Origin of the sequence: Agrococcus jejuensis (assembly GCF_007679035.1) — a bacterium.
GTDB classification, from domain to species: domain Bacteria; phylum Actinomycetota; class Actinomycetes; order Actinomycetales; family Microbacteriaceae; genus Agrococcus; species Agrococcus jejuensis_A.
Map to the genome: position 1 here is coordinate 1 of NZ_VEFR01000005.1, position 21,179 is coordinate 21,179.

The following is a 21,179-nucleotide window of genomic DNA, read 5'->3' on the forward strand; positions in this document are numbered from 1 at the left end:
GCAGGCTGCGAGGGAGAAGGCGAGAGCGCCTGCGGCGAGCACGCCCAGGGTGGTCTTGCCGAGAGTGCTGTTCATGATCTTCATGGCAGTTCCTTCCGTTTCACGTGTTCGCGAATGTCGTGACCTGGGTTCGGTGCCCGAGCCTCGACGGATCGGATGGATCTCGTTCGTGACCGTTTCGTGACCTTCAGGGCCGCGTCACCACTGGGAGAAGACGATGTGCTGCATGAGCAGCGCGGTGCCCAGCTGCAGCGCGAACGCGGGGATGCGCAGCCACCTCGGCAGCAGCGCCGTGCCCAGCAGCACCCACGGCACGAAGGGCAGCCAGATGCGCTCGACCTCCGCCTTGCTCATGCCCGAGAGGTCGGCGGCGAGCACCATCGCGACGCCGGCGACGGTCAGCGTCACGAGCACGCCGAGCGCGCCGCCGTCGCGCAGCGACCGCAGTCGCGACAGCGAGAGCGCGACCGCCGCGCCGAAGACCGGACCGGCGCTGAAGCCGAAGACCGCGAGGTTCGCCCACACCCAGTACGAATAGGGCCGGTCGCTGGCGATGCCCGCGTAGTAGCGCTCGACGAGCACCGGATACGCCTCCCACCAGAGGAACCCGTTGGCGGCGAACGCGGCGACGACGGCGAGGGCCCCGCCGAGGGCCCACGGCAACGGCTTCCACGCCCGCGCGGCCACGAGCACGCCGACGGCGAGGATGCCGAGCAGCAGGAGCCCGTACGACAGGAACACGCACCAGCCGTAGAGCAGGCCCGACGCGACGCCGAGCGCGGCGCGATGCCAGCGTCGCTGCGTCGTCGCGGCGGCGGCGAGCAGCACCGTCGCCCATGCGGCGACGGCGGCGAAGAGCGCATCGCCGGACACCGCCATCCAGATCGCCGACGGGCCGGCGACGAGGAACGGGGCGGCGAGGCGAGCGTGCCGCTCGGCGCCGAGGATGCGGAGCGTGAGCATGGCCGCTGCCGGGATGGAGGCGGCGAGCACCATGACGACGATGCCCGCGGCGCCGCCGGAGCCCAGCCCGACGCGGTCGAGGAAGATGAACGTGAGCAGCGCCCCCGGAGGGTGGCCCGCGACGTGCACGACCCACTGCCCTGGGGAGTCCATGGGGATGCGGTCGACGAACTGGTGCAGCATCCTGCCGACGTCGTCGATGCGTCGCGCGGTCTGCAGGTACTCGATGTCGGCGTCCAGCACGTCGGCGATGCCGGCCCAGCCGTCGACGAGCGCGAGGGACAGCATCCACACGAAGGCGGCGACGCCGCTGACGACGAGGAGCCATCGCCACGAGAGCGTGCGCGCGACGCGCTCGCCGACGATGAGCAGCAGCACGGCCGTCGCGATCGCGTACGGCGTGCCTGGGCCGGTGCGCGGCATCCACGTGGCGTGCAGCGGCGGGTAGTTGCGCGACCGCACGTCCCAGTCGAGCTCCTTCGGCAGCACGTGCGCGAGGACCATGATCGTGATGACCACGGCGACGCCGACGAGCGTGAGCGTCACCGGGTGGCGCAGCGCCGCGGCGACGCGCGAGCGTCGACGCGTCGCGGTGCCGGCGGCTGCCGTCGGCTCCTCGCTCACGCCCCGACCTCGCTCGCCGGCGGGCGCTGCGGCGCATGCGCGAACTCCTGCATGCCCGCATCGAAGTCGATCGCCGCACGCCAGCCGAGCTCGTCCGCTGCTCGCTGCGACGACGCGGTGACATGGCGCACGTCGCCGAGCCGGTACTCGCCGGTCACGATCGGAGCGGGGCCGCCGAACGCGTCGGCGAGGGCCGTCGCCATCTCGCCGATCGTGTGCACGACGCCGCTGCCGACGTTGAACGCGCGCGCCGAGCCCGCGGGGGCGTCGGCGGTCCAGTCCGCCGCCGCCAGGTTCGCGTCGGCGACGTCGCGCACGTGCACGAAGTCGCGCCGCTGCCGCCCGTCCTCGAAGACGCGCGGAGCCTCGCCGCGCTCGAGCGCGGAGCGGAAGAGGGATGCGACGCCCGCGTACGGGGTGCCCATCGGCATGTGCGGGCCGTAGACGTTGTGGAAGCGCAGCAGCGCGGCCGTGCCGTCGCCGCCGCGCGCCCATGCGGCCGCGAGGTGCTCCTGCGCGAGCTTCGACGCGGCGTAGACGTTGCGCGGGTCGCTCGGCGCGGACTCGTCGACGAGCTCGGGCTCGACGGGCTCGCCGGTGCGCGGCGAGATCGGCTCGAAGCGCCCCGCCTCGAGGTCGACCGCGGCGCGCGGCGGCACCGCGAGGGGGCCCTCGGCATCGCGATACGCGCCCTCGCCGTAGACGACCATCGACGACGCGAGCACGAGCCTGCGCACCTGCGCCTCGCGCATGGCCTGCAGCAGCACGGCCGTCGCGCCGACGTTGCTGGCGACGTAGTCGGCGGCGTCGCGGAAGTCGACGCCGAGCCCCACCTTCGCCGCGAGATGGCACACGACGTCGACGCCGTCGAGCGCGGCTGCGACGGCGCGCTCGCGCGCGACGTCGGCGACGACGACCTCGAGCCCCTCCTGCTCCGGCACGCGCATGCCGCCGTCGCCGTGCACGTCGCGGCGCAGCGAGTCGAGCACGCGCACGCGCCAGCCGCGAGCGAGCGCGGCCTCGACGACATGCGATCCGATGAATCCGGCGCCGCCTGTGACGAGCAGCGTCGTGGGGGCGCTCACGCCGACCTCCTGGGCGTCAGGGCGAGCACCGCGTCGACGTGCTCGCGCGCGATGCCCGACGAGAGCCCGAGGTCGTCGGGCACGGCGGCGACGATCGCGGCGATCGCGGCGACGATGCGCGGCTGCGCCGCCGCGAGGCGCTCGAAGACGCGCGAGGCGTCGACGGCGTCGTCGTCGACGGTCGCCGCCGCGACGCCGGCGTCGGTGTCGGTCACGAACGACAGGTTGACGTAGCCGAGCCCGAGCTCGGCGGCGAGCGCCGACTCCGGGTACTGCGTCATGTTCACGATGTCGCCGCCGAGCGAGCGATACCACCGGGACTCCGCGCGCGTCGAGAACCGCGGTCCGTCGATGACGACGGTCGTGGCGGGGCTCTCGACCGACTCGCCGATGCCCGCGAGCGCGTCGCGTGCAGCGAGCACGAGCGAGGGCGTGAACGGGTCGGCGAAGGTCAGATGCTCGACGACGCCTGCACCGAAGTACGTGTCGCGGCGCTCGTCGCCTCCGCGGGATCTGGTCATGTCGATGAGCTGGTCGGGCACGACGAGGCTGCCGGGTGCGAGCTCCTCGCGGAGCCCGCCGACCGCGGTCGACGACACGATCGCGCGCACGCCCAGGTGCGCGAGCGCCCAGACGTTCGCCTTCGCGGGGATCTCGTGCGGGGCGACGGAGTGGCCCGCGCCGTGCCGTGCGAGGAATGCGACGGGCACGCCGTCGAGGTCGCCGACCGTGATGGGTCCCGACGTCGCGCCGAACGGCGTCTCGACGACGATCTCCTCGCCCGCGCCGTCGGCCAGCAGCCGTTGGAGGCCGGAGCCGCCGATGACGCCGATCCTCGGCTCGATGCCCGTGCCTGCCATGATGCTCACCTTCGTCGATCCTCGTGGGTCGTCGACGCCCAGTCTGCTGCCGCATGCGCCTGCGACCGGCGGGATGCGCCGCGCGTCGCACGCGGATGCGGCGGCGACGCGCCGATCCGATCGGCGTTCGCTGCGCTCGGCGCGATCCGATTGGGCCCGGCGCGACGGATACTGAGACATGCGCACCGTACGAGGACCGCGCCGCGTGCCCACGATGGTCACGCGGGTCCTCGAGTCGCGCTTCGCCTGGGCGCGAGCGGCGCTCGGCTCCCCGGCGCGCACGACCCGCACGGCCGTCGTCGTCGGCCGTCTGCTCGGCCTCGCCTTCGTCGTCTGCTTCGCCACGGGCATGTACAGCCACGCGCTGCAGGACCCGCTGCCGTGGATGGCGTTCCCCACGCGGCCGACGTGGATCTACCAGTGGACGCAGGGGCTGCACGTGATCTCCGGCACGGCCGCGATCCCGCTGCTGCTGGGCAAGCTGTGGGTCGTCTACCCGCGCCTGTTCTCGTGGCCGCCCGTCGACTCCCCGTTGCACGGCCTCGAGCGGCTGTCGATCGCGATGCTCGTGTCGAGCTCGATCGTGCAGGTCGCCATCGGATTCCTCAACACGCTCCAGTGGTACCCGTGGGAGTTCTCGTTCCGACGCGTGCACCTGGCGCTCGCCTGGGTGATCATCGGATCGCTCGCGGTGCACGTCGCCGCGAAGCTGCCGCAGATCGTCGAGCACTGGCGCCGCGACCGCGGCGAGTCGCCGCGGCCGACGCCGCGCATCGTGCGACGAGACGACGCCGCCGCGTCGGCGCCGGACGACCGGGTCGCCGCGGACGCATCCGCGACCGCGATCCCGAGAGCGCGAGACGACGCATGACCGACGACCAGCGCAGCCGACGCCGCTTCCTCACCGGCGTGGGGTTCGCGACGCTCGCGGTCACCGCGGTCACCGCGGGCCAGACGATCGCACCGCTCGCGCCGTTCGCGGCGTTCGCGCCGCGTCGAGCGGGCGCCGGACCGCAGGGCGTGCCCATCAATCGCACCGCCGAGGAGGCGGGCGTGCTCGACCTCGCCACGGCATCGACCTGGGCGCTCATCGTGCGCGGCGGCGGCTCGACCCTCTCGTTCACTCGCGACCAGCTGCTGGGTCGGGGGCAGACCGCCTCCCGGCTGCCCATCGCCTGCGTCGAGGGGTGGAGCACGACGGCGGACTGGCGCGGCGTGCGCCTGCTCGAGCTCGTCGCCGCGACAGGGCAGCCGCATCGCGGCGTGCGCATCACGAGCCTGCAGCCGGACGGCAACTACCGGGTGACCGAGATGGGGCCTGAGTTCGTCGACGACCCGACGACGCTCGTGGCGCTCGAGCTGAACGGCGAGGCGCTGTCGCTCGACCACGGCTACCCGGCGCGCATCATCGCCCCCGGTCGGCCAGGGGTGCTGCAGACCAAGTGGCTCGCACGGATCGACGTGCTGTCGTGAGGATCGCGCGCATCGCACTCGTGGCCGCCGGCGTCGGCGCGACCGCGTTCGGCGTCGTGCTGCTGCTCGTCACCCAGCGCTTCGACCAGCTGCTGTCGCTGGGCGCGTGGCTCGCGGGGGCGATCATCGTGCACGACGGCGTCCTCGCCCCGGCGACGACCCTCACGACCCGCGGGCTCGACCGCGTCGGTCGCGTGCTGCCCGAGCGCTCGCTCACGGTCATCCGCATGGCATGGGGCGTCGGCGCGTGCCTGACCCTGCTTGCCGTGCCGCTCGTGATCGCGCAGGCACGCGGAGCGAGGAACGACAGCGTGCTCGCCGGCGACTACGTGCGCGACCTGGTGCTGCTGTGGGCGGCGGTCGCCGCCGTCACGCTGCTCGCGGCCGCGATCGGGTTCGTGCGATCTCGACGAACGTCCGGCACTCCGCCGACCACTGGTCCCTGACGATCAGCCCGGCGTCGCGCACCGCGGCGACGAGCGGGTCGCAGCCCATCTCGGCCCACGGGAACGTCTCGCTCGCGCCACCGTGCTCGTCGACCAGCACGGCCTGGAAGCGCCTGCAGTGGCCGGCGACGGGATGCGCCTCGACGACGAGGGTGCCGTCGTCGTGCACGAGCTCGATCGCGCGTCGCACGAGGCTCGGCACGTCGCCACCGATGCCGACGTTGCCGTCGAGCAGCAGCGCCTGACCCCACATGCCCTCGCCGGGCAGCGGGTCGAAGAGCGACGCCTGCAGCACGGGGAGCCCCTGGCTGCGCGCCAGCGCGACGGCCGAGGCCGACACGTCGATGCCGAGCGCGCGACGACCCAGGTCGATCGCGGCTCGGACCATGCGGCCGGGCCCGCAGCCGAGGTCGATGACGGGGCCCTCGCCGCGCTCGACGATCGCCAGGTCCACGTCGTCGGCCGACGCCGTGAAGCGCGCCACGTCGATGAGGCTCGTCACGCCGTCGCTCGCGCCGCCGACCTCGCGAAGGCGCAGCATCGCGGTGCTGCCGGAGGCCAGCGCGCGCTCGTACGGCGCCTGGCCACCTTCGCCGAAGTCGGTCACGAGCTCCCTCTCGTCGGACGCTCCTGGCGAGTCGTCCACGGCCGGGTCCCCGGTCGTGCGTCGCTGGGCGTGCCGATGGTTCGTTCCGTCGCGACCGGACGGATTGCCGCGGCCGCCGCGGCCGTGCGGCTCTCGGGGATGCGGGCGACGACCGCGGCGAGCGCCTCGGCGTCGTCGATGTCCCGCAGCGCCTCGAGGTCGCGCACGCCGAGCCCGGCGGCGACGAGCCGTGCCCGCTGCACCTCGCCGGTGTCGTCCTCCGACATCGGCACGCCGCGGATGAGGTCGCCCCTGTGCGGGAGGTCGGCGAGCGCGAGGGTCCAGAAGCCGCCGTCGACGGCGGGGCCGAACCAGGCGTCGACGCCCTCCGGCCACGGCGCGAAGACGGGAGCGAGCATCGCGGCCTCGAGCTGCGGGGTGTCCATGCCGACGAGCACCGCGGGCCCATCGACTGCGTCGAAGATGGCTGCGAGCCGCTCGTCGAGCCCGCCGTCGACCTGCGGCACGACGTCGAAGCCGGCCGCGGAGGCCGGGGCGACCGTGCCGTCGAAGCACAGCACGCGCCGGCTCGCCGGCAGGGACGCGACGGCCGCGATCGTGTCGTCGAGGCTCGCGGCCGCGATCCGCGCAGCCTGCTCGAGCGTGTACGGCGGGTGCAGACGCGTCTTGACCTTGCCGGGGATGCACTCCTTCGCGAGCACGATGAGCGTCGTCATGCGCGCACCTCGCCGACGCGGGCGATGACGCCGCGCATGTCGCGGATGGCCGTGATCGTGCCCCGCACGGTGCCGGTCACCTTGGATCGGCCGGTGCGCGGCAGGTAGCTCGCCTCGGTCTCCTCGACCCTCCATCCCTCCTGCACGGCGCGCAGCAGCATCTCGAGCGGATACCCGCTGCGGCGATCCTGCAGGTCGAGCGACAGCAGCATGTCCCTCCTGGCGGCGCGCATGGGGCCGAGGTCGTGCACCGGCAGCCCCGTGGCGCGGCGGATGATGCGCGCGAGGGCCAGGTTGGCGATGCGCGCGTGCGTCGGCCACGCCGAGTACCGCACCGGGCGTCGACGGGCGAGCACCAGGTCGGCGCGGCCCTCGGCGACGGGACCGATGACGCGCGTCAGCTGCGCCGTGTCGAAGGACCCGTCGGCGTCGCAGACCGCGACGATGTCGGCCGTCGCCGCGAGGAGGCCCGCGTGCACGGCGGCGCCGAAGCCGCGGCGGGACTCATGCACGACGATGGCGCCGAGTCGCTCGGCGACCTCCGCCGATCCGTCGGTGGAGCCGTTGTCGACGACGATCGCCCGCACGCCAGGAGGCAGGGCGGCGAGCACCCCGGGGAGCGCCGTCGCCTCGTCGAGGCAGGGGAGGACGACCTCCGCGATGGGATGTTCCATCCTCGAACCATACGGAGCATCGGCGACGATGCACGCAGCGACGCGAAGGGGTTGCGCCGGTGGCCCCGGCGTCCGGTCAGCGTCGCGCGGGGCCGTCGCCGTGGTCGTCGACCGGCTGCTCGTGGCCAATCGGCGCCGAGGCGTCCGTCGGCACCTCCTGATCGCTCTGGTCGATCGCGGCGTCCGCATCCTCGGGGACGCCGGGAGCGTGCGTGCGCGGCTCGACCCGCGTCTCCGCAGCCGTGGTGGACGCGTGCGCTGCGGCTCCGGCGATCGGGCCGTTCGCGACGGGCGGCGTCACGGGCGCCGCCGGCACGACCGGCGGTGCGACCTGGGGTGCAGCCGGGTGCGACGGGTGCGTCGGCACGACGGGCGGGGCGACGCCCTGGGGCCCCTCGAGCCAGCGCGTCGACAGCGCGACGAGCGCACCCGCGAGCAGCAGCAGGAGCGCCCGGACGATCGCGATCGCGATCATGCCCGCGGTGCCCCACGGCAGCACGACGGTCTCGAGCATCACGATCCAGGTCGCGACGGCCACCGCGAGGCCGGCTGCGACCCAGCGAGCGGCGGCGTGGCGAACGCCTGCGACGCCGGCGACGACGAGCAGCGGCGCGACGACCAGCGTGTCGGACAGCAGCAGCGCGAGGGCGTCGCCGTCGGGCGAGCGCACGTACGGCGTCGCGACGACGATCGCACCGGCGATGGCTGCGACCACGACGGCCCCGATCCACGCGGTGCCCTCACGGCGATCGCCCGCGCGGGCGGCAGCGGTCGCGACGAGCGCGACGACGACGGCCGCGAGCGCGAGACCCGTCGCGGCGGCGTCGCCCAGGTGCCCCAGCACGACGACGCCGGGCGCGCCGTCGGCGCCGACGACGATCGCGACGACCACGAGCATGAGGCCGTGGAGCGCGAGGACGGGGATCGCCAGCACGAGCAGCCACGCGACGCGCGACGCGATGGCGCCGAGCGCGAGCACGAGGGATGCGGGCACCGCCGCCGAGATCGCCGCCTCGGCGACGACGCCGAGGTCGGGCGTCGCGACGAGGCCGATGGCCGCGAGCGTCTGCGGCGCGAGCAGCCATGTCGAGACCGCGATCGCGAGGATGCCGAGCCCGAGCACGCCCGTGCGCTGCCTCGGCGGTCGGGTCCAGGTGGAGGCCGGGAACGCGGTCATCGTGGTGCTCCTCGCGTCGGGTGCGATGGCTCCACGCTACGCATCCGCGCTGGATGCGCCATCTGGAGTCAGCGAGCCAGCGGCACCACGACGTCGCCGGGATCCCGCGTGCGGATCGCCTCGGCCAGCATGTAGCCCTCGGTGAGCGCGTCGCCCGTGAGCGTGACGCGGAGCAGCTCGACGCCGCACGCCTCGAGCACCTGCTGCCTGCACTCGGCGAGCACGAGGTCCGACATGTCGGCGTTCGACGGCAGCGGCGGGGCGCCGAGGTCGCGGATGACGTCGCGCAGCGCGGCGCCGACGACGTTCGACACGCGCTCGTGCACGTTCAGCACCTCGAGCTCGAACACGCGCAGCGCCCTGCCCGTCACCTCGGGGCGCCACTCGATCGACGCCTGCACGAGGTAGGTGTGGCCCGTGCCCGTCGTGAGGTGGCGGGCCGGCAGGTCGGCGGCGCGCGTGCGCACGTCGACCATGCGGTACCAGAGCAGCAGCGGGAAGGCGCCGTGCGTGCCCGGCCGCAGCACCACGAGCTCGCCCTCGGGGCTCGCCGCGTGCTTGAGCTGCCCCGCCTTCGGCCCGCGCGTGTAGCGCACGGCGTGCTCGCGCTTGCGGATGATCGGCCGCCCGTTGCGCGTGCGGATGGCCGCCCATCCCTCGTCGACGGTGACGATGAAGAGCCTCAGCAGCGCAGGCACGATGAGCAGCACCGTGAGGACGCCGCCACCCACCTTCAGGATCTGGCCCAGGCCCGCGCCCCCGAAGCCCGAGAGGATGCTGGCGAACATCGCGTCTCCTTCACGTCGACGCGTCCAGCGTGGCGTGCCCGCGACGCGATCGTGGCCGTTCGACGGCGGGATCGGCGATCGTTCACCGGCGCGTCGCGCATCCTTCGCCGCCGCGTCGTCGGCGCATCACTGGTGGGCCCCGTGGGGCTCGAACCCACGACCTACGGATTAAAAGTCCGATGCTCTACCGACTGAGCTAGAGGCCCGCGAACCTCGATCCTCCCACTCACCCATCACGTCGATTGGGCAGTAGTTGCAGTCTTCACGGCGTGTCGACTGCAACTACTGCCCAATCAGCTGGATCTAGTGACCAATCACGTCACAGGCCGGGAGCCAGCGCCTCGGGGGCGCCGACGAGCGACGCCGGTGCCGTGCCGGGCGTGCCGGGTGCCGCCGCGAACGGGGCCACGTCCTGCCCGCAGGTGGCCGGCATGGATGCGCTGGGCGTCGCGAGGTAGGTGGCGATCGCCGCGTTGGCGCACGCCGAGACGCCGAGGGTCGTGTGGCCGTAGCCCTCGACCGTCAGCACGCTCGCGTTCGCGAAGCGGTCGGCGTACGGCTGCGTCTGGTCGTACGGCGTCGCGGGATCGTGGCGCGTGCCGATCACGAGCACGGGCGCCTCCGTCGACTGGTCCCACGGGCCCATGTACGCGTCCTCGTCGACGAACGGCACGAACTCGCACTGCGCGCCCACCCACGAGCGGAACCGGCCGAAGTGCGGCGCCTCGGCGTCCGCGGCATCGGCCTGCGCCGGGTAGTCCCACGGCTGCAGCGGGTGCTCGCCGTCGACGCACATCGATGCGAGCGCCGAGCCGACGCCCGAGTAGTCCTCGAGGAGGCCGAGCTCGCGCAGCCAGTCGCCGATGTCGCTGAGCTGCACGCCGCGCTGCTGCGTCGTCATGGCCTGCTGCGGCTCGGTGAGCGCGAGCAGCTGCGTGAACGTGTCGGCGAGCGGTCCGAAGCCGGCGGGGGAGTACAGCGACTGGAACGCGACTGCGACGGCGGTGCCGTAGTCGACCGTCAGCGTCGTGCCGTCGGGGCTCGGGATCTCGACGGGCTGCTGCTGCAGCCGCGCGAGCAGCGTCTCGACGGCGGCACGCGGGTCGCCCGTCGCCGCGAGGGAGCAGGATGCGGGGCCAACCTCGGCGCAGACCGCCAGGAACTCGTCGAGCACCTGGCTCGCTGCGAGGCCCTGGCCGGTGCGCACGCCGATCGAGCCGTCGCCGCCCGACCAGCGCGAGGGCTCGAGGGTGCCGTCGATCGCGAGGGCCCGCACGCGGTCGGGGAAGAGCATCCCGTACGTCGCGCCGAGGATCGAGCCGTACGAGTAGCCGAGGTAGCTCAGCTGCTCGTCGCCCACCGCCTGCCGCAGCAGGTCCATGTCGCGGGCGACGTTCGCGGTCGAGGCGTGCTCGATGCGCGAGCCCGAGAGCGTCTCGCAGGCGAGCGCCATGGCGCCGAACTGGGCGATGGTCGACGCCTCCTCCTCGGCGGTGAGGGGCACGGCGACGCCCTCGGCGAGGAACGCCTGCTCCGACGCGGCGTCGGGGAAGCACGTGACGGGGTCGGAGAGGCCGACGCCGCGCGGGTCGAAGCCGATGACGTCGAACTGCGCGTGCACCTGCGGGTCGAGGAAGGCGCCGAGCTGGTGCAGCGTCGCGACGCCGGGCCCGCCGGGCCCGCCGAAGTTGAGGAAGAGGCTGCCGATGCGCTGCGCCGGGTCGGTCGCAGGCAGGCGCGTGAGCGCGATCGACGTCGTGTCGCCCGTCGGCTCGTCGTAGTCCGACGGCACGGCGGCCGTCGCGCACTCGAACGCCTCGAGGCCCTCGCCCTCGCACGCCGCCCACGCGAGATCGGGCACGGGTGCCGCGACCTGCGCGGCGGGGGACGAGGATGCGGGCTCGGCGGCGGGCGCCGCGCTCGCGATGGCGGGCGAGGCGACGACGAGCAACGCTGCTGCGCCGATCGCCGACATCGTGCGGACCGGTGGTCTGGGGTGTCTGCTGCTTCGCATGCCCTCCTTCCTATCCAGCGCCGGGCACGTCGCGGATCCCCCGAACGATGGAAGTCGGGGGACGGATGTGGCACGGGCCCCGCCGTGGTGCGCATCCCGGGTCGGGAATGCCGTCGGTACCCTGGACGCTGCATCCCGAGGCTGTCGAAGGAGGGGCATGGCCCAGCACGCACGACCGGCGCGGTACGCGTCGCGATGGTTCGAGCAGTTCGTCGGCGACATGGATCCCGTCGCCCGCGTGCAGCTCGCCCACGAGACCGCCGCCGCGCTCCTGGCGCGCGTGCGCACCGACGTCGACGCCGACGTCGTCGAGCGCCTGCTCGCCCTCGCCGCCGACGACGGCATCGACTCGGTCGCGGAGCTCTGGGCCGACGCGCGGCCGCACACGCTGCCCGGTGCCCTGTGGCGCATCCACCTGCTGCGCACGATGGTCGCGCAGCAGGCGGTCGACGTCGCCGCCCACTTCACCGTCGGCGCCGAGCGGCTGCGCACCGCCGACCCCGTCGTCGCGGGCGCCGCGACGCCCACGGGGCCGGAGGAGATCGCGGTGCTCGCCGACGAGATCCTGCGCGGCGTCTTCGCGGGCGACCTCGCCCTCGCGCTCGACCGCGCCGCCGCGTTCAGCCGCATCGCCGGCGCCGGCGCGCTCGCGGAGGCGGATGCGCGCGACGCGTACGACGCCGACGCGGCGACGAGGCTCACGCGGCGAGCGTCGCGGCTCGCGACCCTCGCCGACGACCTCGCCGCGTCTGCAGCCCTGCAGCGACGCGACGCCCTGCACTGACGCGCTCGGGCGGCGTCCAGCGGAGGTCCAAGGATGGCGGACTCGTCGCGGCTATCCTGGCGCGACGACCGGGAGGTTCCATGGACACCACGCTTCGACTCCGTCGACTCGGCCTCGTCGGCGCTGCCGCGATCGCCATCGCCACGCTCGCGGGATGCGTGATCCCGGCTCCGGCCCCGAGCGCGCCGCAGACCTCCGAGCCGCCCGCGTCGACCCAGCCTCCCGTCGCGAGCGACCCGCCGGCCAGCGACCCGCCCGCGAGCGACCCGCCCGCCGAGGCGGCGTACGAGCTGCAGAACGACGACGCGGCCGCGGTCGTGTGGTCGTTCGAGCCCGTCGACGCCCAGCGCGTCGACACCGACTCGATCGGGAACGTCGCCGATCCTGGCCAGCAGCTCGTGATCCTGCACCTGGACGGGCAGCTGCTCTCGGGATCGCCCGACTTCTACTACCAGTTCACGGTGCAGGCCTACGACCCCGCGACGAGCCAGACCATCGGACTCAGCTCGGCGAGCTCCTTCTACGCCGAGGACGACCTGTTCACGGTAGGGCGGCAGGAGTCGTTCACGAACGCCGACGCCATCTTCCAGCTCCCCGAGGGCTGGGACATCTCGAACTGGCGCATCGTCTGCAACGAGACCGGCGAGGAGTGGGTCGTGCAGGTGCCCGTCGTCTGACGGCCGGATCGGACACGCCCGAGCCTTCGCGGCGCGCGAACGGGCTCGAACCCTGCGACCGGGTTCGCTACAGTGGTCGTCGCCGGGCCGCGAACCCCGGGCTCCAATCTTCGCCGCTTCGAGCGGCCTACCGCCGAGAGGCGTTCCGCGGCCCGGCATCATCGTCTCCGCACCTGGATGCGCGCCACCAGCGAGCGAGACGTTCCGGGTGCGTTCACCTGCCGTTCACCTCCGAACGCCGAACGAGCCATGACCGATCCCTACCGTGGGCGAGGCGCATTCGCTGCGCCTGACGATGCGGGGCCCTCCCGCACTCCCCACATTCCGAAAGGGATCACAGCGTGAAGATCACGAAGCTCGGCCGCGCGGCGCTCATCGCCGGCGTCGGCAGCATCCTCCTCGCCTCCTGCGCCGCGAACGAGGGCACCTCGGGCGGCGAGGCCGTCGAGGGTGGCGTCACCGGCACCATCGAGGCCACGGGCGCGTCGTCGCAGACGGCAGCGCAGGAGGCATGGGTCGCCGCGTTCCTCGAGGCGAACCCCGAGTCCGACGTCATCTACGAGCCCACCGGCTCGGGCGTGGGCCGCGACAACTTCCTCGCCGGTGCGTCGAACTTCATCGGCTCGGACCGCGCGTTCAACGAGGAGGAGCTCGCCGCGGGCGGCTTCGGCTCGTGCACGACCGACGACATCATCGAGATCCCCGTCTACATCTCGCCCGTCGCCGTCATCTTCAACATCGACGGCGTCGACTCGCTGAACCTCGACGCCGAGACGATCGCCGGCCTCTTCGCGGGCACGATCACGAACTGGAACGACCCGGCGATCGCCGAGCAGAACCCCGACGCGGAGCTCCCGGACCTCGCGGTCTCGCCGGTGCACCGCTCGGACGCGTCGGGCACGCAGGAGACCTTCACGGCCTACCTCGAGGCGACCGCTGCCGACGTGTGGACCTACGAGGCCTCCGACGAGTGGCCCATCCAGGGCGGCGAGGCGGCCCAGGGCACCTCGGGCGTCGTCGACCGCGTGGGCGGCGGCCAGGGCACGGTCGGCTTCGCCGACGCGTCGCAGGCCGGCGACCTCGGCACCGTCGCGGTGCAGGTCGGCGAGGAGTACGTGCCGTTCTCGCCCGAGGCCGCTGCCGAGCTCGTCGCCGGCGCGACGCAGGAGGAGGGCCGCGGCGACGCCGACCTCGTCTTCGACGTCGACCCGGCCGCTGCCGCCGACGGCGCGTACCCGATCGCGCTCGTCTCGTACCTCATCGGCTGCACCTCGTACGAGGACCCCGAGGTCGCCGCGACCGTGCAGGCGTACTTCTCGTACGTCGCCTCGGCCGAGGGCCAGGACGCCGCTGCCGAGAACGCCGGCTCGGCTCCGATCAACGACGACCTGCGCTCGCAGATCGAGGACGCCATCGCCCTGATCCAGGTCGAGGGCTGATCTCCTGATCGCCGTTGGGGCTGATGGCCGGGATGCAGGGCATCCTGGTCATCAGCCCCACACCACTGCCACCGCTCGATGACACGAAGGGCCGACGCGGCATGACGACCAGCTCCACGGCGCAGCAGCAGCAGGAAGACCCTGCGCAGCCGCCGAAGGCCACGCAGCAGACGCGGCCAGCAGTCCGTCGCCTCGGCGACTCGATCTTCTCCGGCACCGCGCTCGGCGCAGGCATCATCATCCTGCTCGTGCTCGCGGCGGTCGCCATCTTCCTCGTCGCGCAGAGCATCCCCGGCCTGTCGAGCGAGGACAACACGATCCTCCGCGACCGCTCGTTCCTCGAGTACGTCGTGCCGCTCGCGTTCGGCACCGTGTGGGCATCGCTCATCGCCCTCGTCATCGCGGCCCCCATCGCGATCGGCATCGCGCTGTTCATCTCGCACTACGCACCGCGCCGCTTCGCCGCGGTGCTCGGCTACGTCATCGACCTGCTCGCCGCCGTCCCCTCCGTGGTCTTCGGCCTCTGGGGCGCGCTGACGCTCGCAGGGTTCGTGCAGCCGTTCTACGCGTGGCTCAACCAGAACCTCGGATGGTTCCCGCTCTTCAGCGGCCAGGCGTCGGCGACGGGCAACACGATCCTCACGGCATCGCTCGTGCTCGCGGTCATGATCCTGCCGATCATGACCGCCATCTGCCGCGAGGTCTTCCTGCAGGCGCCGCGCCTCCACGAGGAGGCGGCGCTCGCGCTCGGCGCGACGCGCTGGGAGATGATCCGCATGGCCGTGCTGCCCTTCGCCCGCGGCGGCATGGTCTCGGCAGCGATGCTCGCGCTCGGCCGCGCGCTCGGCGAGACGATGGCCGTGACGATGGTGCTGTCGGTCTCGGGCGTCATCAGCGTCGAGCTCCTCACGTCGACGAACCCGACGCCCATCCCCGCGAACATCGCGCTGCAGTTCCCCGAGGCGCACGGCAACGGCGTGAACACGCTCATCGCCACCGGCCTCGTGCTCTTCGTCGTCACGTTCCTCGTGAACGCCATCGCCCGCGCGATCGTCAACCGTCGCGCCCAGTTCTCCGGAGCCAACTGATGACCGCCGTCGTCACCCGCGGGACCAGCTCGCTCGCCGCAGGCCGCCTGCCCAAGTGGGCCACCTGGGTCACGCTCGTCGCCGCGATGGTCGTGTCGGCCGTCGTGTTCGCGCTCATCAACATGGGCTCGGCCGCGTCGGACTTCAACGTCGCCGGCACCCTCGTCGTCGGCGCGATCCTCTACCTCGTCGTCATCTACGTGCTCTCGCGCCTCAGCGAGAGCCCGCGCCACGCGATCGACCGCTTCGTCACGGCGCTCGTGACGAGCGCGTTCATCATCGCGATCATCCCGCTCGTCTCGCTGCTCTACACCGTCGTCTCGTCGGGCATCGAGCGCTTCGACATCGAGTACTTCTCGTCGTCGATGCGCGGCGTCGTCGGCACCGGCGGCGGCGCGATCCACGCGGTCTGGGGCACGATCCTCATCACGCTCGCCGCGACGATCATCTCGGTGCCGATCGGCCTCATGACGTCGATCTACCTCGTCGAGTACGGCGGCCGGGGCCGGATCGCGAAGGCCATCACGTTCTTCGTCGACGTCATGACGGGCATCCCGTCGATCGTCGCCGGCCTCTTCATCTTCGCCGTCTTTTCGATCTTCCTCGGGCCCGGCGCATCCATCGGCATCATGGGCGCGCTCGCCCTCGCCGTGCTCATGATCCCCGTCGTCGTGCGCTCGAGCGAGGAGCTGCTGCGCATCGTGCCCAACGAGCTGCGCGAGGCCTCGTACGCGCTCGGCGTGCCGAAGTGGCGCACGATCGTGAAGGTCGTGCTCCCCACGACGATCGCGGGCATCATGACGGGCATCATGCTGTCGATCTCGCGCGTCATCGGCGAGACGGCCCCGCTGCTGCTCACGGCCGGCTTCACGACGAGCCTGAACATGAACCTGTTCGACGGGCGCATGATGACGCTGCCCGTGTTCGTCTACAACCAGTACCAGAACCAGGGCACGAACCCCGACGAGGCCGTCGCCAGGGCGTGGGCGGGTGCGCTGACGCTCATCCTCATCGTCATGGCGCTCAACCTCGCGGCGCGCCTCATCGCCAAGATCTTCGCCCCCAAGCTGCGCGGCTGAGCCGCAGGAACCAGGAGACCACTTCCGTGTCCAAGCGCATCGAGGTCGACGACCTCAACGTCTACTACGGCGACTTCCTCGCGGTCGAGGGCGTGTCCCTCGAGATCGCCCCCCGCTCGGTGACGGCGTTCATCGGCCCGTCGGGCTGCGGCAAGTCGACCTTCCTCCGCACGCTCAACCGCATGCACGAGGTCATCGCCGGCGCCCGCGTCGAGGGCAGCGTGCTGCTCGACGGCGAGGACCTGTACGGCGCGGGCGTCGACCCCGTGCTCGTGCGTCGCCAGATCGGCATGGTCTTCCAGCGGCCGAACCCGTTCCCGACCATGTCGATCCGCGAGAACGTGCTCGCCGGCGTGCTGCTGAACAACGCGCGCATGTCCAAGTCCGACCAGGACGGCCTCGTCGAGCGCAGCCTGCGCGGTGCGAACCTCTGGAACGAGGTCAAGGACCGCCTCAACCTGCCGGGCTCCGGCCTCTCGGGTGGTCAGCAGCAGCGTCTGTGCATCGCTCGCGCGATCGCGGTCTCGCCCGACGTCGTGCTGATGGACGAGCCCTGCTCGGCCCTCGACCCGATCTCGACGCTCGCCATCGAGGACCTCATCGAGGAGCTCAAGCAGGAGTACACGATCGTGATCGTGACCCACAACATGCAGCAGGCTGCGCGCGTGAGCGACAAGACGGCGTTCTTCAACATCGCGGGCACCGGCAAGCCGGGCAGGCTCATCGAGTACGACGAGACGACGACGATCTTCTCGAACCCCTCCGTTCAGGCGACGGAGGACTACGTCTCCGGCCGCTTCGGCTGATCCGGGACCGCAGCAGCGTCCGCGAGCCCGTCGCGCTCGAGCCTCAGCGCTCGAGCACGACGGGCTCGCCGCCGTTCGGCACGAGCGCGATCGTCGACGCGTCGACGTCGTCGGGCACCACGAAGATCGGGCACACGCGCTCGTAGGGCTCGCCGATCGCATTGCCGGAGGCCTCGTAGACGTCGAGCGAGCGGCCGGCGGGCTCGTAGTCGAAGCCCGAGAGGTCGTCGTACCTGGGGCCGTCGTCGGACGCCCACACCTCGACGCGCACGGCGTCGGAGAGCCAGGCCCCGGCCTCGCCGCGCAGCTGCGTCGCATCCATGCACACCCACACGACGTGCGTGCCCTCGGACGGGGCCTCGGTCGTCGTGCCGTCGAACATCGCGACGTCGTCGAGGTCGACGGGTCCGGACTCGAGCAGCGCGAGCTGCCAGGTCGCGGCGGCGACCTCGACGAGGATCGCATCGCCGTCGACCTCGACGGTGGGCACGAGCTCCTCGCCGGCGCGCGGCGACTCGGTGGTCGCGGCGACGTCGACGCGCGACGCGTCGGCGGATCCCTGCTCGGTGCCGGCGCAGCCGGCGAGCACCAGCAGCAGTGCTGCGAGCGGCGTCGTCGCTCGTGCGCGTCGCATGCGGGATCACCTCCGAGGGTCGTGTCGGACGGTATCCGACCAACCTCCGCGGAAGCCGAGCGGACGGTGCGAGCGCGGTCGCGTCGAGCGCGCGCGAGTCGTCAGTGCGGGGCGCCGTGCGTCTCGACGGCGAGCACGCGGCCGTCGGCGCCGCCGACGTGCAGCACCGTGAAGTCGGCCGTGTGCAGCATCGAGCCGCGATGCAGCGATGGCGTGTCGGGCGTCGCGGTCGCCGACGCGACCGCGTCGACGATGACGGGGATGACCGGCAGATGGCTGCACAGCACGGTCGTGCGGCGGTGCCGCAGCGCCTTCGTGACGCGTCGCAGCAGCCGATCGCCGCGACCCATGTACGTGTCCTGCGCGAGCGAGCGCACTGCACGCGGCTCGAGCCCGGCGAGCGCGGCGAGGGGTGCGACCGTCTGCCGGCAGCGCACGGCCGTCGACGTCAGCACGCGCTCGACGCCGTACGCCGCCATCGACGGCGCCACCTGGCGCGCCTGGCGCTCGCCGCGCGACGTGAGGGTGCGCGAGGCGTCGTCGCCGTCCCACGCGTACGGGTCGGCGGCCTTCGCATGCCGCAGCGCGATGATCGCGAACGTGTCCGCCTCGCCGGCGTCGATGCGCTCGGCGAGCCTGCGCACGAGCGCGGCGTCGTGCTCGTAGGTGCAGCGCGACACGGCCTCGGCGAGCGGCAGCCAGTGCAGCGCCATGATCTCGTCGTTCGGCTCGAACGCGTGCGCGGGGTCGCCGTCGCGCAGCTCGGCCTGCCAGTAGTAGACGACCTTGTCCTGGCCGGTCGGCAGCCGGTACTCGCTCGTGCCGAGCGGTGCCTGCAGCGTCGCGCGGTAGCCCGTCTCCTCCTCGAGCTCGCGCACCGCGCACGCCGGCAGCGCCTCGCCCGGGTCGAGCTTGCCCTTGGGGAGCGAGAGGTCGCGATGCTTCGTGCGCTCGACGAGCAGCACCTCGATGCCGTCGTCCGCGCGACGCCACAGTCCGACGCCGGCGGCGAGCTGCGGGGTCATCGGCGCCGCCGCCGCTGGATCGCGATCATGCGGTCGCGCTGCAGGTCGGCGAGCGGCCTGCCGGCGTCGTCGAACGCGTGGCGCGTCCACGTGCCGTCGGACTCGGCCCACCAGGACGCGGTCGTGTCGGCCATCGCCGTGTCGAAGTGCGCCGTGATGTCGTCCATGTGCTCCGTCGACGTGAGACGGATCAGCGTCTCGACGCGACGATCGAGGTTGCGGTGCATCATGTCGGCCGAGCCGATCCACACCTCCTCGTCGCCGTCGTTGAGGAAGCAGAAGACGCGCGAGTGCTCGAGGTAGCGGCCGAGCACCGAGCGCACCTGGATGCGCTCGGAGAGCCCGGGCACGCCCGGCTTGATCGACGAGATGCCCCGCACCCACACCTGCACCTCGACGCCGGCGCGGCTGGCGCGGTAGAGCGCGTCGATGATCTGCTCGTCGACGATCGAGTTCACCTTGATGCGGATGCGCGCGGGCCTGCCCGCCTGCGCGTTGCGGGTCTCGCGACGGATGCGCTTCAGCAGCCCCTTGCGCAGGTGCAGCGGTGCGACGAGGAGGCGCTTGAACTTGCGCTCGATCGCGAAGCCCGAGAGCTGGTTGAAGAGGCGCGTGATCTCGAGGCCGACCTGGTCGTTGTCGGTGAAGAGGCCGAAGTCCTCGTAGATGCGCGACGTCTTCGGGTTGTAGTTGCCGGTGCCGACGTGGCAATAGTGCCGCAGACGCCCGCGCTCGCGACGCACGACGACGAGCAGCTTGCAGTGCGTCTTGAGGCCCACGAGCCCGTAGACGACGTGCACGCCGGCACGCTCGAGCGTGCGCGCCCACTGGATGTTGTTCGTCTCGTCGAAGCGCGCCTTCACCTCGACGAGCGCGAGCACCTGCTTGCCCTTCGCGGCGGCGCGGATGAGCGCGGCGACGATGGGGGAGTCGCCGCTCGTGCGGTAGAGCGTCTGCTTGATCGCGAGGACGTCGGGGTCGTCGGCAGCCTGCTCGAGCATCGCCTGCACGCTCGTCGCGAAGGTCTCGTAGGGGTGGTGCACGAGCACGTCCTTGCGCGTGATCGCGTCGAAGATCGACTCCTGCTCCTCGGCGTCCGTGGGCTTGAGGGCCGCGGCGGTGACGGGGACGCGCTTCGTGTAGCGCAGCTCGGGGCGCTCGAGGCCCGAGATCTGGAACAGGCCCGTGAGGTCGAGCAGCCCGGGCAGCGCGTAGACCTCGTGCTCGGTGATGCCGAGCTCGCGCACGAGGAGGTCGAGCGAGTCGGGGTCGACGTCCTCCGACACCTCGAGGCGGATGGGCGGGCCGAACTTGCGGCGCGAGAGCTCCTTCTCGAGCGCCTGGATGAGGTTCTCGGTCTCGTCCTCGTCGATCGCCACGTCCTCGTTGCGCGTGACGCGGAACACGTCGCAGTCGACGACGCGCATGCCGGGGAAGAGCTCCTCGAGGTTGTTGGCGATGAGCTCCTCGAGCGGGATGAAGCGCGTGCCCGGCCCCTCGACGGCGACGAGGCGCGACAGCACCGGCGGCACCTTGAGGCGCGCGAACTCCTCGGAGTCCGTGAGCGGGTTGAACACGCGCACGGCGAGGTTGAGCGAGAGCCCGGAGATGTACGGGAACGGGTGGGCGGGGTCGACCGCGAGCGGCATGAGCACGGGGAAGACGTCGTCGTGGAACCGCTGACGCAGCACCCGCTGCTCGTCCTCGTCGAGCTCGCCCCAGCGCACGATGTCGATGCCGGCTGCCGAGAGCTGCGGGCGCACCGAGTGCCGCCAGCAGTCGGCGTGCCGCAGCTGCAGCTCGTGAGCGCGCTCGACGATCTGGTTGAAGATGTCGACGGGCGAGACGCCCACGTTCGTCGGCACCGCGAGCCCCGTGACGATGCGGCGCTTGAGGCCGGCGACGCGCACCATGAAGAACTCGTCGAGGTTCGACGCGAAGATCGCGAGGAAGTTGGCGCGCTCGAGCAGCGGCACCGTCTCGTCCTCGGCGAGCTCGAGCACGCGCTGGTTGAAGGCGAGCCACGACAGCTCGCGATCGAGGAAGCGGTCGGCGGGCAGCCCGTCCTCGGTCTCGCCCCCGTGCGTCTCGAGGTCGTACTCGTCGTCGTCGTCGAAGTCGTCGAGGTCGGCCTCGGTGGCCTGCGCGAAGCTCGCGCCCTCTGCGAGCTCGGGCGCCATCGTCACGGTCGGCATCGACGTCGTGGGCGTGGGCTCGGAC

The 21,179-nt window shown here is 72.4% G+C and carries 21 protein-coding genes and 1 tRNA gene; 9 read left to right on the forward strand and 13 right to left on the reverse strand.

The genetic code is table 11. The features are described from left to right. Positions 1-198: 198 nt before the first annotated feature. The 3 genes from FS793_RS13550 to FS793_RS13560 are packed head-to-tail and all read right to left on the reverse strand — an operon-like array spanning position 199 to position 3,532. On the reverse strand, positions 199-1,587 hold the full coding sequence (locus FS793_RS13550; RefSeq protein WP_260980169.1) for a hypothetical protein: 1,389 nt from the start codon (positions 1,585-1,587) through the stop codon (positions 199-201). After that, positions 1,584-2,672, reverse strand: a complete 1,089-nt coding sequence (locus FS793_RS13555; protein WP_144721234.1) for an NAD-dependent epimerase/dehydratase family protein — start codon at positions 2,670-2,672, stop codon at positions 1,584-1,586. The genes FS793_RS13550 and FS793_RS13555 overlap by 4 nt, the downstream gene beginning before the upstream one ends. After that, positions 2,669-3,532: an MTAP family purine nucleoside phosphorylase gene (locus FS793_RS13560; RefSeq protein WP_144721661.1), complete on the reverse strand. Its 864-nt coding sequence runs from the start codon at positions 3,530-3,532 to the stop codon at positions 2,669-2,671. The genes FS793_RS13555 and FS793_RS13560 overlap by 4 nt, the downstream gene beginning before the upstream one ends. A gap of 178 nt (positions 3,533-3,710) precedes the next feature. Between FS793_RS13560 and FS793_RS16645 the strand changes: the two genes are divergently transcribed. Genes FS793_RS16645 through FS793_RS13575 form a run of 3 tightly spaced genes read left to right on the forward strand, consistent with a single transcriptional unit; the run spans position 3,711 to position 5,451 of the window. Continuing rightward, the gene (locus FS793_RS16645; protein ID WP_260980170.1) at positions 3,711-4,403 is read left to right on the forward strand and encodes a hypothetical protein; all 693 of its coding nucleotides are present in this window, start codon (positions 3,711-3,713) and stop codon (positions 4,401-4,403) included. After that, positions 4,400-5,005, forward strand: coding sequence for a molybdopterin-dependent oxidoreductase (locus FS793_RS16650; RefSeq protein ID WP_144721236.1), 606 nt, complete (start codon positions 4,400-4,402; stop codon positions 5,003-5,005). The genes FS793_RS16645 and FS793_RS16650 overlap by 4 nt, the downstream gene beginning before the upstream one ends. After that, entirely contained in the window at positions 5,002-5,451 is a 450-nt protein-coding gene (locus FS793_RS13575; protein ID WP_144721238.1) for a hypothetical protein, read from the forward strand. Before FS793_RS16650 ends, FS793_RS13575 begins: the two co-directional genes overlap by 4 nt. On the opposite strand, the gene FS793_RS13580 is transcribed toward FS793_RS13575, so the two are convergent. The 7 genes from FS793_RS13580 to FS793_RS13610 all read right to left on the reverse strand — a co-directional run bounded on the left by FS793_RS13580 (position 5,375) and on the right by FS793_RS13610 (position 11,427). Then, the gene (locus FS793_RS13580; RefSeq protein ID WP_144721240.1) at positions 5,375-6,058 is read right to left on the reverse strand and encodes a methyltransferase domain-containing protein; all 684 of its coding nucleotides are present in this window, start codon (positions 6,056-6,058) and stop codon (positions 5,375-5,377) included. The two genes, FS793_RS13575 and FS793_RS13580, sit on opposite strands and share 77 nt — an antisense overlap. Then, positions 6,055-6,774, reverse strand: coding sequence for a TIGR04282 family arsenosugar biosynthesis glycosyltransferase (locus FS793_RS13585; RefSeq protein WP_144721242.1), 720 nt, complete (start codon positions 6,772-6,774; stop codon positions 6,055-6,057). Before FS793_RS13585 ends, FS793_RS13580 begins: the two co-directional genes overlap by 4 nt. Continuing rightward, complete coding sequence (locus FS793_RS13590) at positions 6,771-7,448, reverse strand: glycosyltransferase family 2 protein (protein WP_144721244.1); 678 nt, start codon at positions 7,446-7,448, stop codon at positions 6,771-6,773. Before FS793_RS13590 ends, FS793_RS13585 begins: the two co-directional genes overlap by 4 nt. Positions 7,449-7,524: 76 nt before the next feature. Continuing rightward, positions 7,525-8,625: a hypothetical protein gene (locus FS793_RS13595; RefSeq protein ID WP_144721246.1), complete on the reverse strand. Its 1,101-nt coding sequence runs from the start codon at positions 8,623-8,625 to the stop codon at positions 7,525-7,527. A 68-nt stretch (positions 8,626-8,693) separates the two neighbouring features. Continuing rightward, positions 8,694-9,413: an SPFH domain-containing protein gene (locus FS793_RS13600; RefSeq protein WP_144721248.1), complete on the reverse strand. Its 720-nt coding sequence runs from the start codon at positions 9,411-9,413 to the stop codon at positions 8,694-8,696. Positions 9,414-9,543: 130 nt separating this feature from the next. Then, a tRNA-Lys gene (locus tag FS793_RS13605) sits at positions 9,544-9,619 on the reverse strand. A 113-nt stretch (positions 9,620-9,732) separates the two neighbouring features. Then, a complete protein-coding gene (locus FS793_RS13610) occupies positions 9,733-11,427 on the reverse strand; it encodes an alpha/beta hydrolase (protein ID WP_186329529.1) in 1,695 nt (564 codons plus the stop codon). A 157-nt stretch (positions 11,428-11,584) separates the two neighbouring features. Between FS793_RS13610 and FS793_RS13615 the strand changes: the two genes are divergently transcribed. The 6 genes from FS793_RS13615 (at position 11,585) to pstB (ending at position 17,300) form a co-directional block, all read left to right on the forward strand. Then, positions 11,585-12,211 (forward strand): DNA-directed RNA polymerase subunit beta, encoded by a 627-nt coding sequence (locus FS793_RS13615; protein ID WP_144721253.1) that lies wholly within the window; start codon positions 11,585-11,587, stop codon positions 12,209-12,211. An 80-nt stretch (positions 12,212-12,291) separates the two neighbouring features. After that, positions 12,292-12,888 (forward strand): hypothetical protein, encoded by a 597-nt coding sequence (locus FS793_RS13620; RefSeq protein WP_144721255.1) that lies wholly within the window; start codon positions 12,292-12,294, stop codon positions 12,886-12,888. A 341-nt stretch (positions 12,889-13,229) separates the two neighbouring features. Continuing rightward, positions 13,230-14,327, forward strand: a complete 1,098-nt coding sequence (locus tag FS793_RS13625) for a phosphate ABC transporter substrate-binding protein PstS (protein ID WP_144721257.1) — start codon at positions 13,230-13,232, stop codon at positions 14,325-14,327. A 101-nt stretch (positions 14,328-14,428) separates the two neighbouring features. Continuing rightward, complete coding sequence (gene pstC / locus FS793_RS13630) at positions 14,429-15,415, forward strand: phosphate ABC transporter permease subunit PstC (RefSeq protein ID WP_144721259.1); 987 nt, start codon at positions 14,429-14,431, stop codon at positions 15,413-15,415. Further along, positions 15,415-16,494 carry a phosphate ABC transporter permease PstA gene (gene pstA / locus FS793_RS13635; protein WP_144721261.1) on the forward strand — a complete coding sequence of 360 codons (1,080 nt, stop codon included), beginning with the start codon at positions 15,415-15,417 and terminating at the stop codon, positions 16,492-16,494. The genes pstC and pstA overlap by 1 nt, the downstream gene beginning before the upstream one ends. Before the next feature lie 26 nt (positions 16,495-16,520). Next, the gene (pstB, locus tag FS793_RS13640) at positions 16,521-17,300 is read left to right on the forward strand and encodes a phosphate ABC transporter ATP-binding protein PstB (RefSeq protein ID WP_144721263.1); all 780 of its coding nucleotides are present in this window, start codon (positions 16,521-16,523) and stop codon (positions 17,298-17,300) included. Positions 17,301-17,343: 43 nt separating this feature from the next. Here the strand turns inward: pstB and FS793_RS13645 are convergent, their stop codons facing one another. From FS793_RS13645 to FS793_RS13655, 3 genes are all read right to left on the reverse strand, one after another. Continuing rightward, positions 17,344-17,934, reverse strand: a complete 591-nt coding sequence (locus FS793_RS13645) for a hypothetical protein (RefSeq protein WP_144721265.1) — start codon at positions 17,932-17,934, stop codon at positions 17,344-17,346. 101 nt (positions 17,935-18,035) lie between these two features. Then, positions 18,036-18,959, reverse strand: a complete 924-nt coding sequence (locus tag FS793_RS13650) for an NUDIX hydrolase (protein WP_144721267.1) — start codon at positions 18,957-18,959, stop codon at positions 18,036-18,038. Further along, entirely contained in the window at positions 18,956-21,139 is a 2,184-nt protein-coding gene (locus FS793_RS13655) for an RNA degradosome polyphosphate kinase (RefSeq protein WP_144721665.1), read from the reverse strand. Before FS793_RS13655 ends, FS793_RS13650 begins: the two co-directional genes overlap by 4 nt. Positions 21,140-21,179 lie beyond the last annotated feature (40 nt).

Excerpts from the sequence above, each read along its gene's own strand:
- FS793_RS13600 (WP_144721248.1), bottom strand. The coding sequence starts at position 9,413 with ATGTTCGCCAGCATCCTCTCGGGCTTCGGGGGCGCGGGCCTGGGCCAG.
- FS793_RS13615 (WP_144721253.1), top strand. The coding sequence starts at position 11,585 with ATGGCCCAGCACGCACGACCGGCGCGGTACGCGTCGCGATGGTTCGAG.
- FS793_RS13620 (WP_144721255.1), top strand. The coding sequence starts at position 12,292 with ATGGACACCACGCTTCGACTCCGTCGACTCGGCCTCGTCGGCGCTGCC.
- FS793_RS13610 (WP_186329529.1), bottom strand. The coding sequence starts at position 11,427 with ATGCGAAGCAGCAGACACCCCAGACCACCGGTCCGCACGATGTCGGCG.
- FS793_RS13590 (WP_144721244.1), bottom strand. The coding sequence starts at position 7,448 with ATGGAACATCCCATCGCGGAGGTCGTCCTCCCCTGCCTCGACGAGGCG.
- FS793_RS13595 (WP_144721246.1), bottom strand. The coding sequence starts at position 8,625 with ATGACCGCGTTCCCGGCCTCCACCTGGACCCGACCGCCGAGGCAGCGC.
- FS793_RS13655 (WP_144721665.1), bottom strand. The coding sequence starts at position 21,139 with ATGGCGCCCGAGCTCGCAGAGGGCGCGAGCTTCGCGCAGGCCACCGAG.
- FS793_RS13650 (WP_144721267.1), bottom strand. The coding sequence starts at position 18,959 with ATGACCCCGCAGCTCGCCGCCGGCGTCGGACTGTGGCGTCGCGCGGAC.
- FS793_RS13585 (WP_144721242.1), bottom strand. The coding sequence starts at position 6,774 with ATGACGACGCTCATCGTGCTCGCGAAGGAGTGCATCCCCGGCAAGGTC.
- FS793_RS13560 (WP_144721661.1), bottom strand. The coding sequence starts at position 3,532 with ATGGCAGGCACGGGCATCGAGCCGAGGATCGGCGTCATCGGCGGCTCC.
- FS793_RS16650 (WP_144721236.1), top strand. The coding sequence starts at position 4,400 with ATGACCGACGACCAGCGCAGCCGACGCCGCTTCCTCACCGGCGTGGGG.
- FS793_RS13645 (WP_144721265.1), bottom strand. The coding sequence starts at position 17,934 with ATGCGACGCGCACGAGCGACGACGCCGCTCGCAGCACTGCTGCTGGTG.
- FS793_RS16645 (WP_260980170.1), top strand. The coding sequence starts at position 3,711 with ATGCGCACCGTACGAGGACCGCGCCGCGTGCCCACGATGGTCACGCGG.
- pstC (WP_144721259.1), top strand. The coding sequence starts at position 14,429 with ATGACGACCAGCTCCACGGCGCAGCAGCAGCAGGAAGACCCTGCGCAG.
- pstA (WP_144721261.1), top strand. The coding sequence starts at position 15,415 with ATGACCGCCGTCGTCACCCGCGGGACCAGCTCGCTCGCCGCAGGCCGC.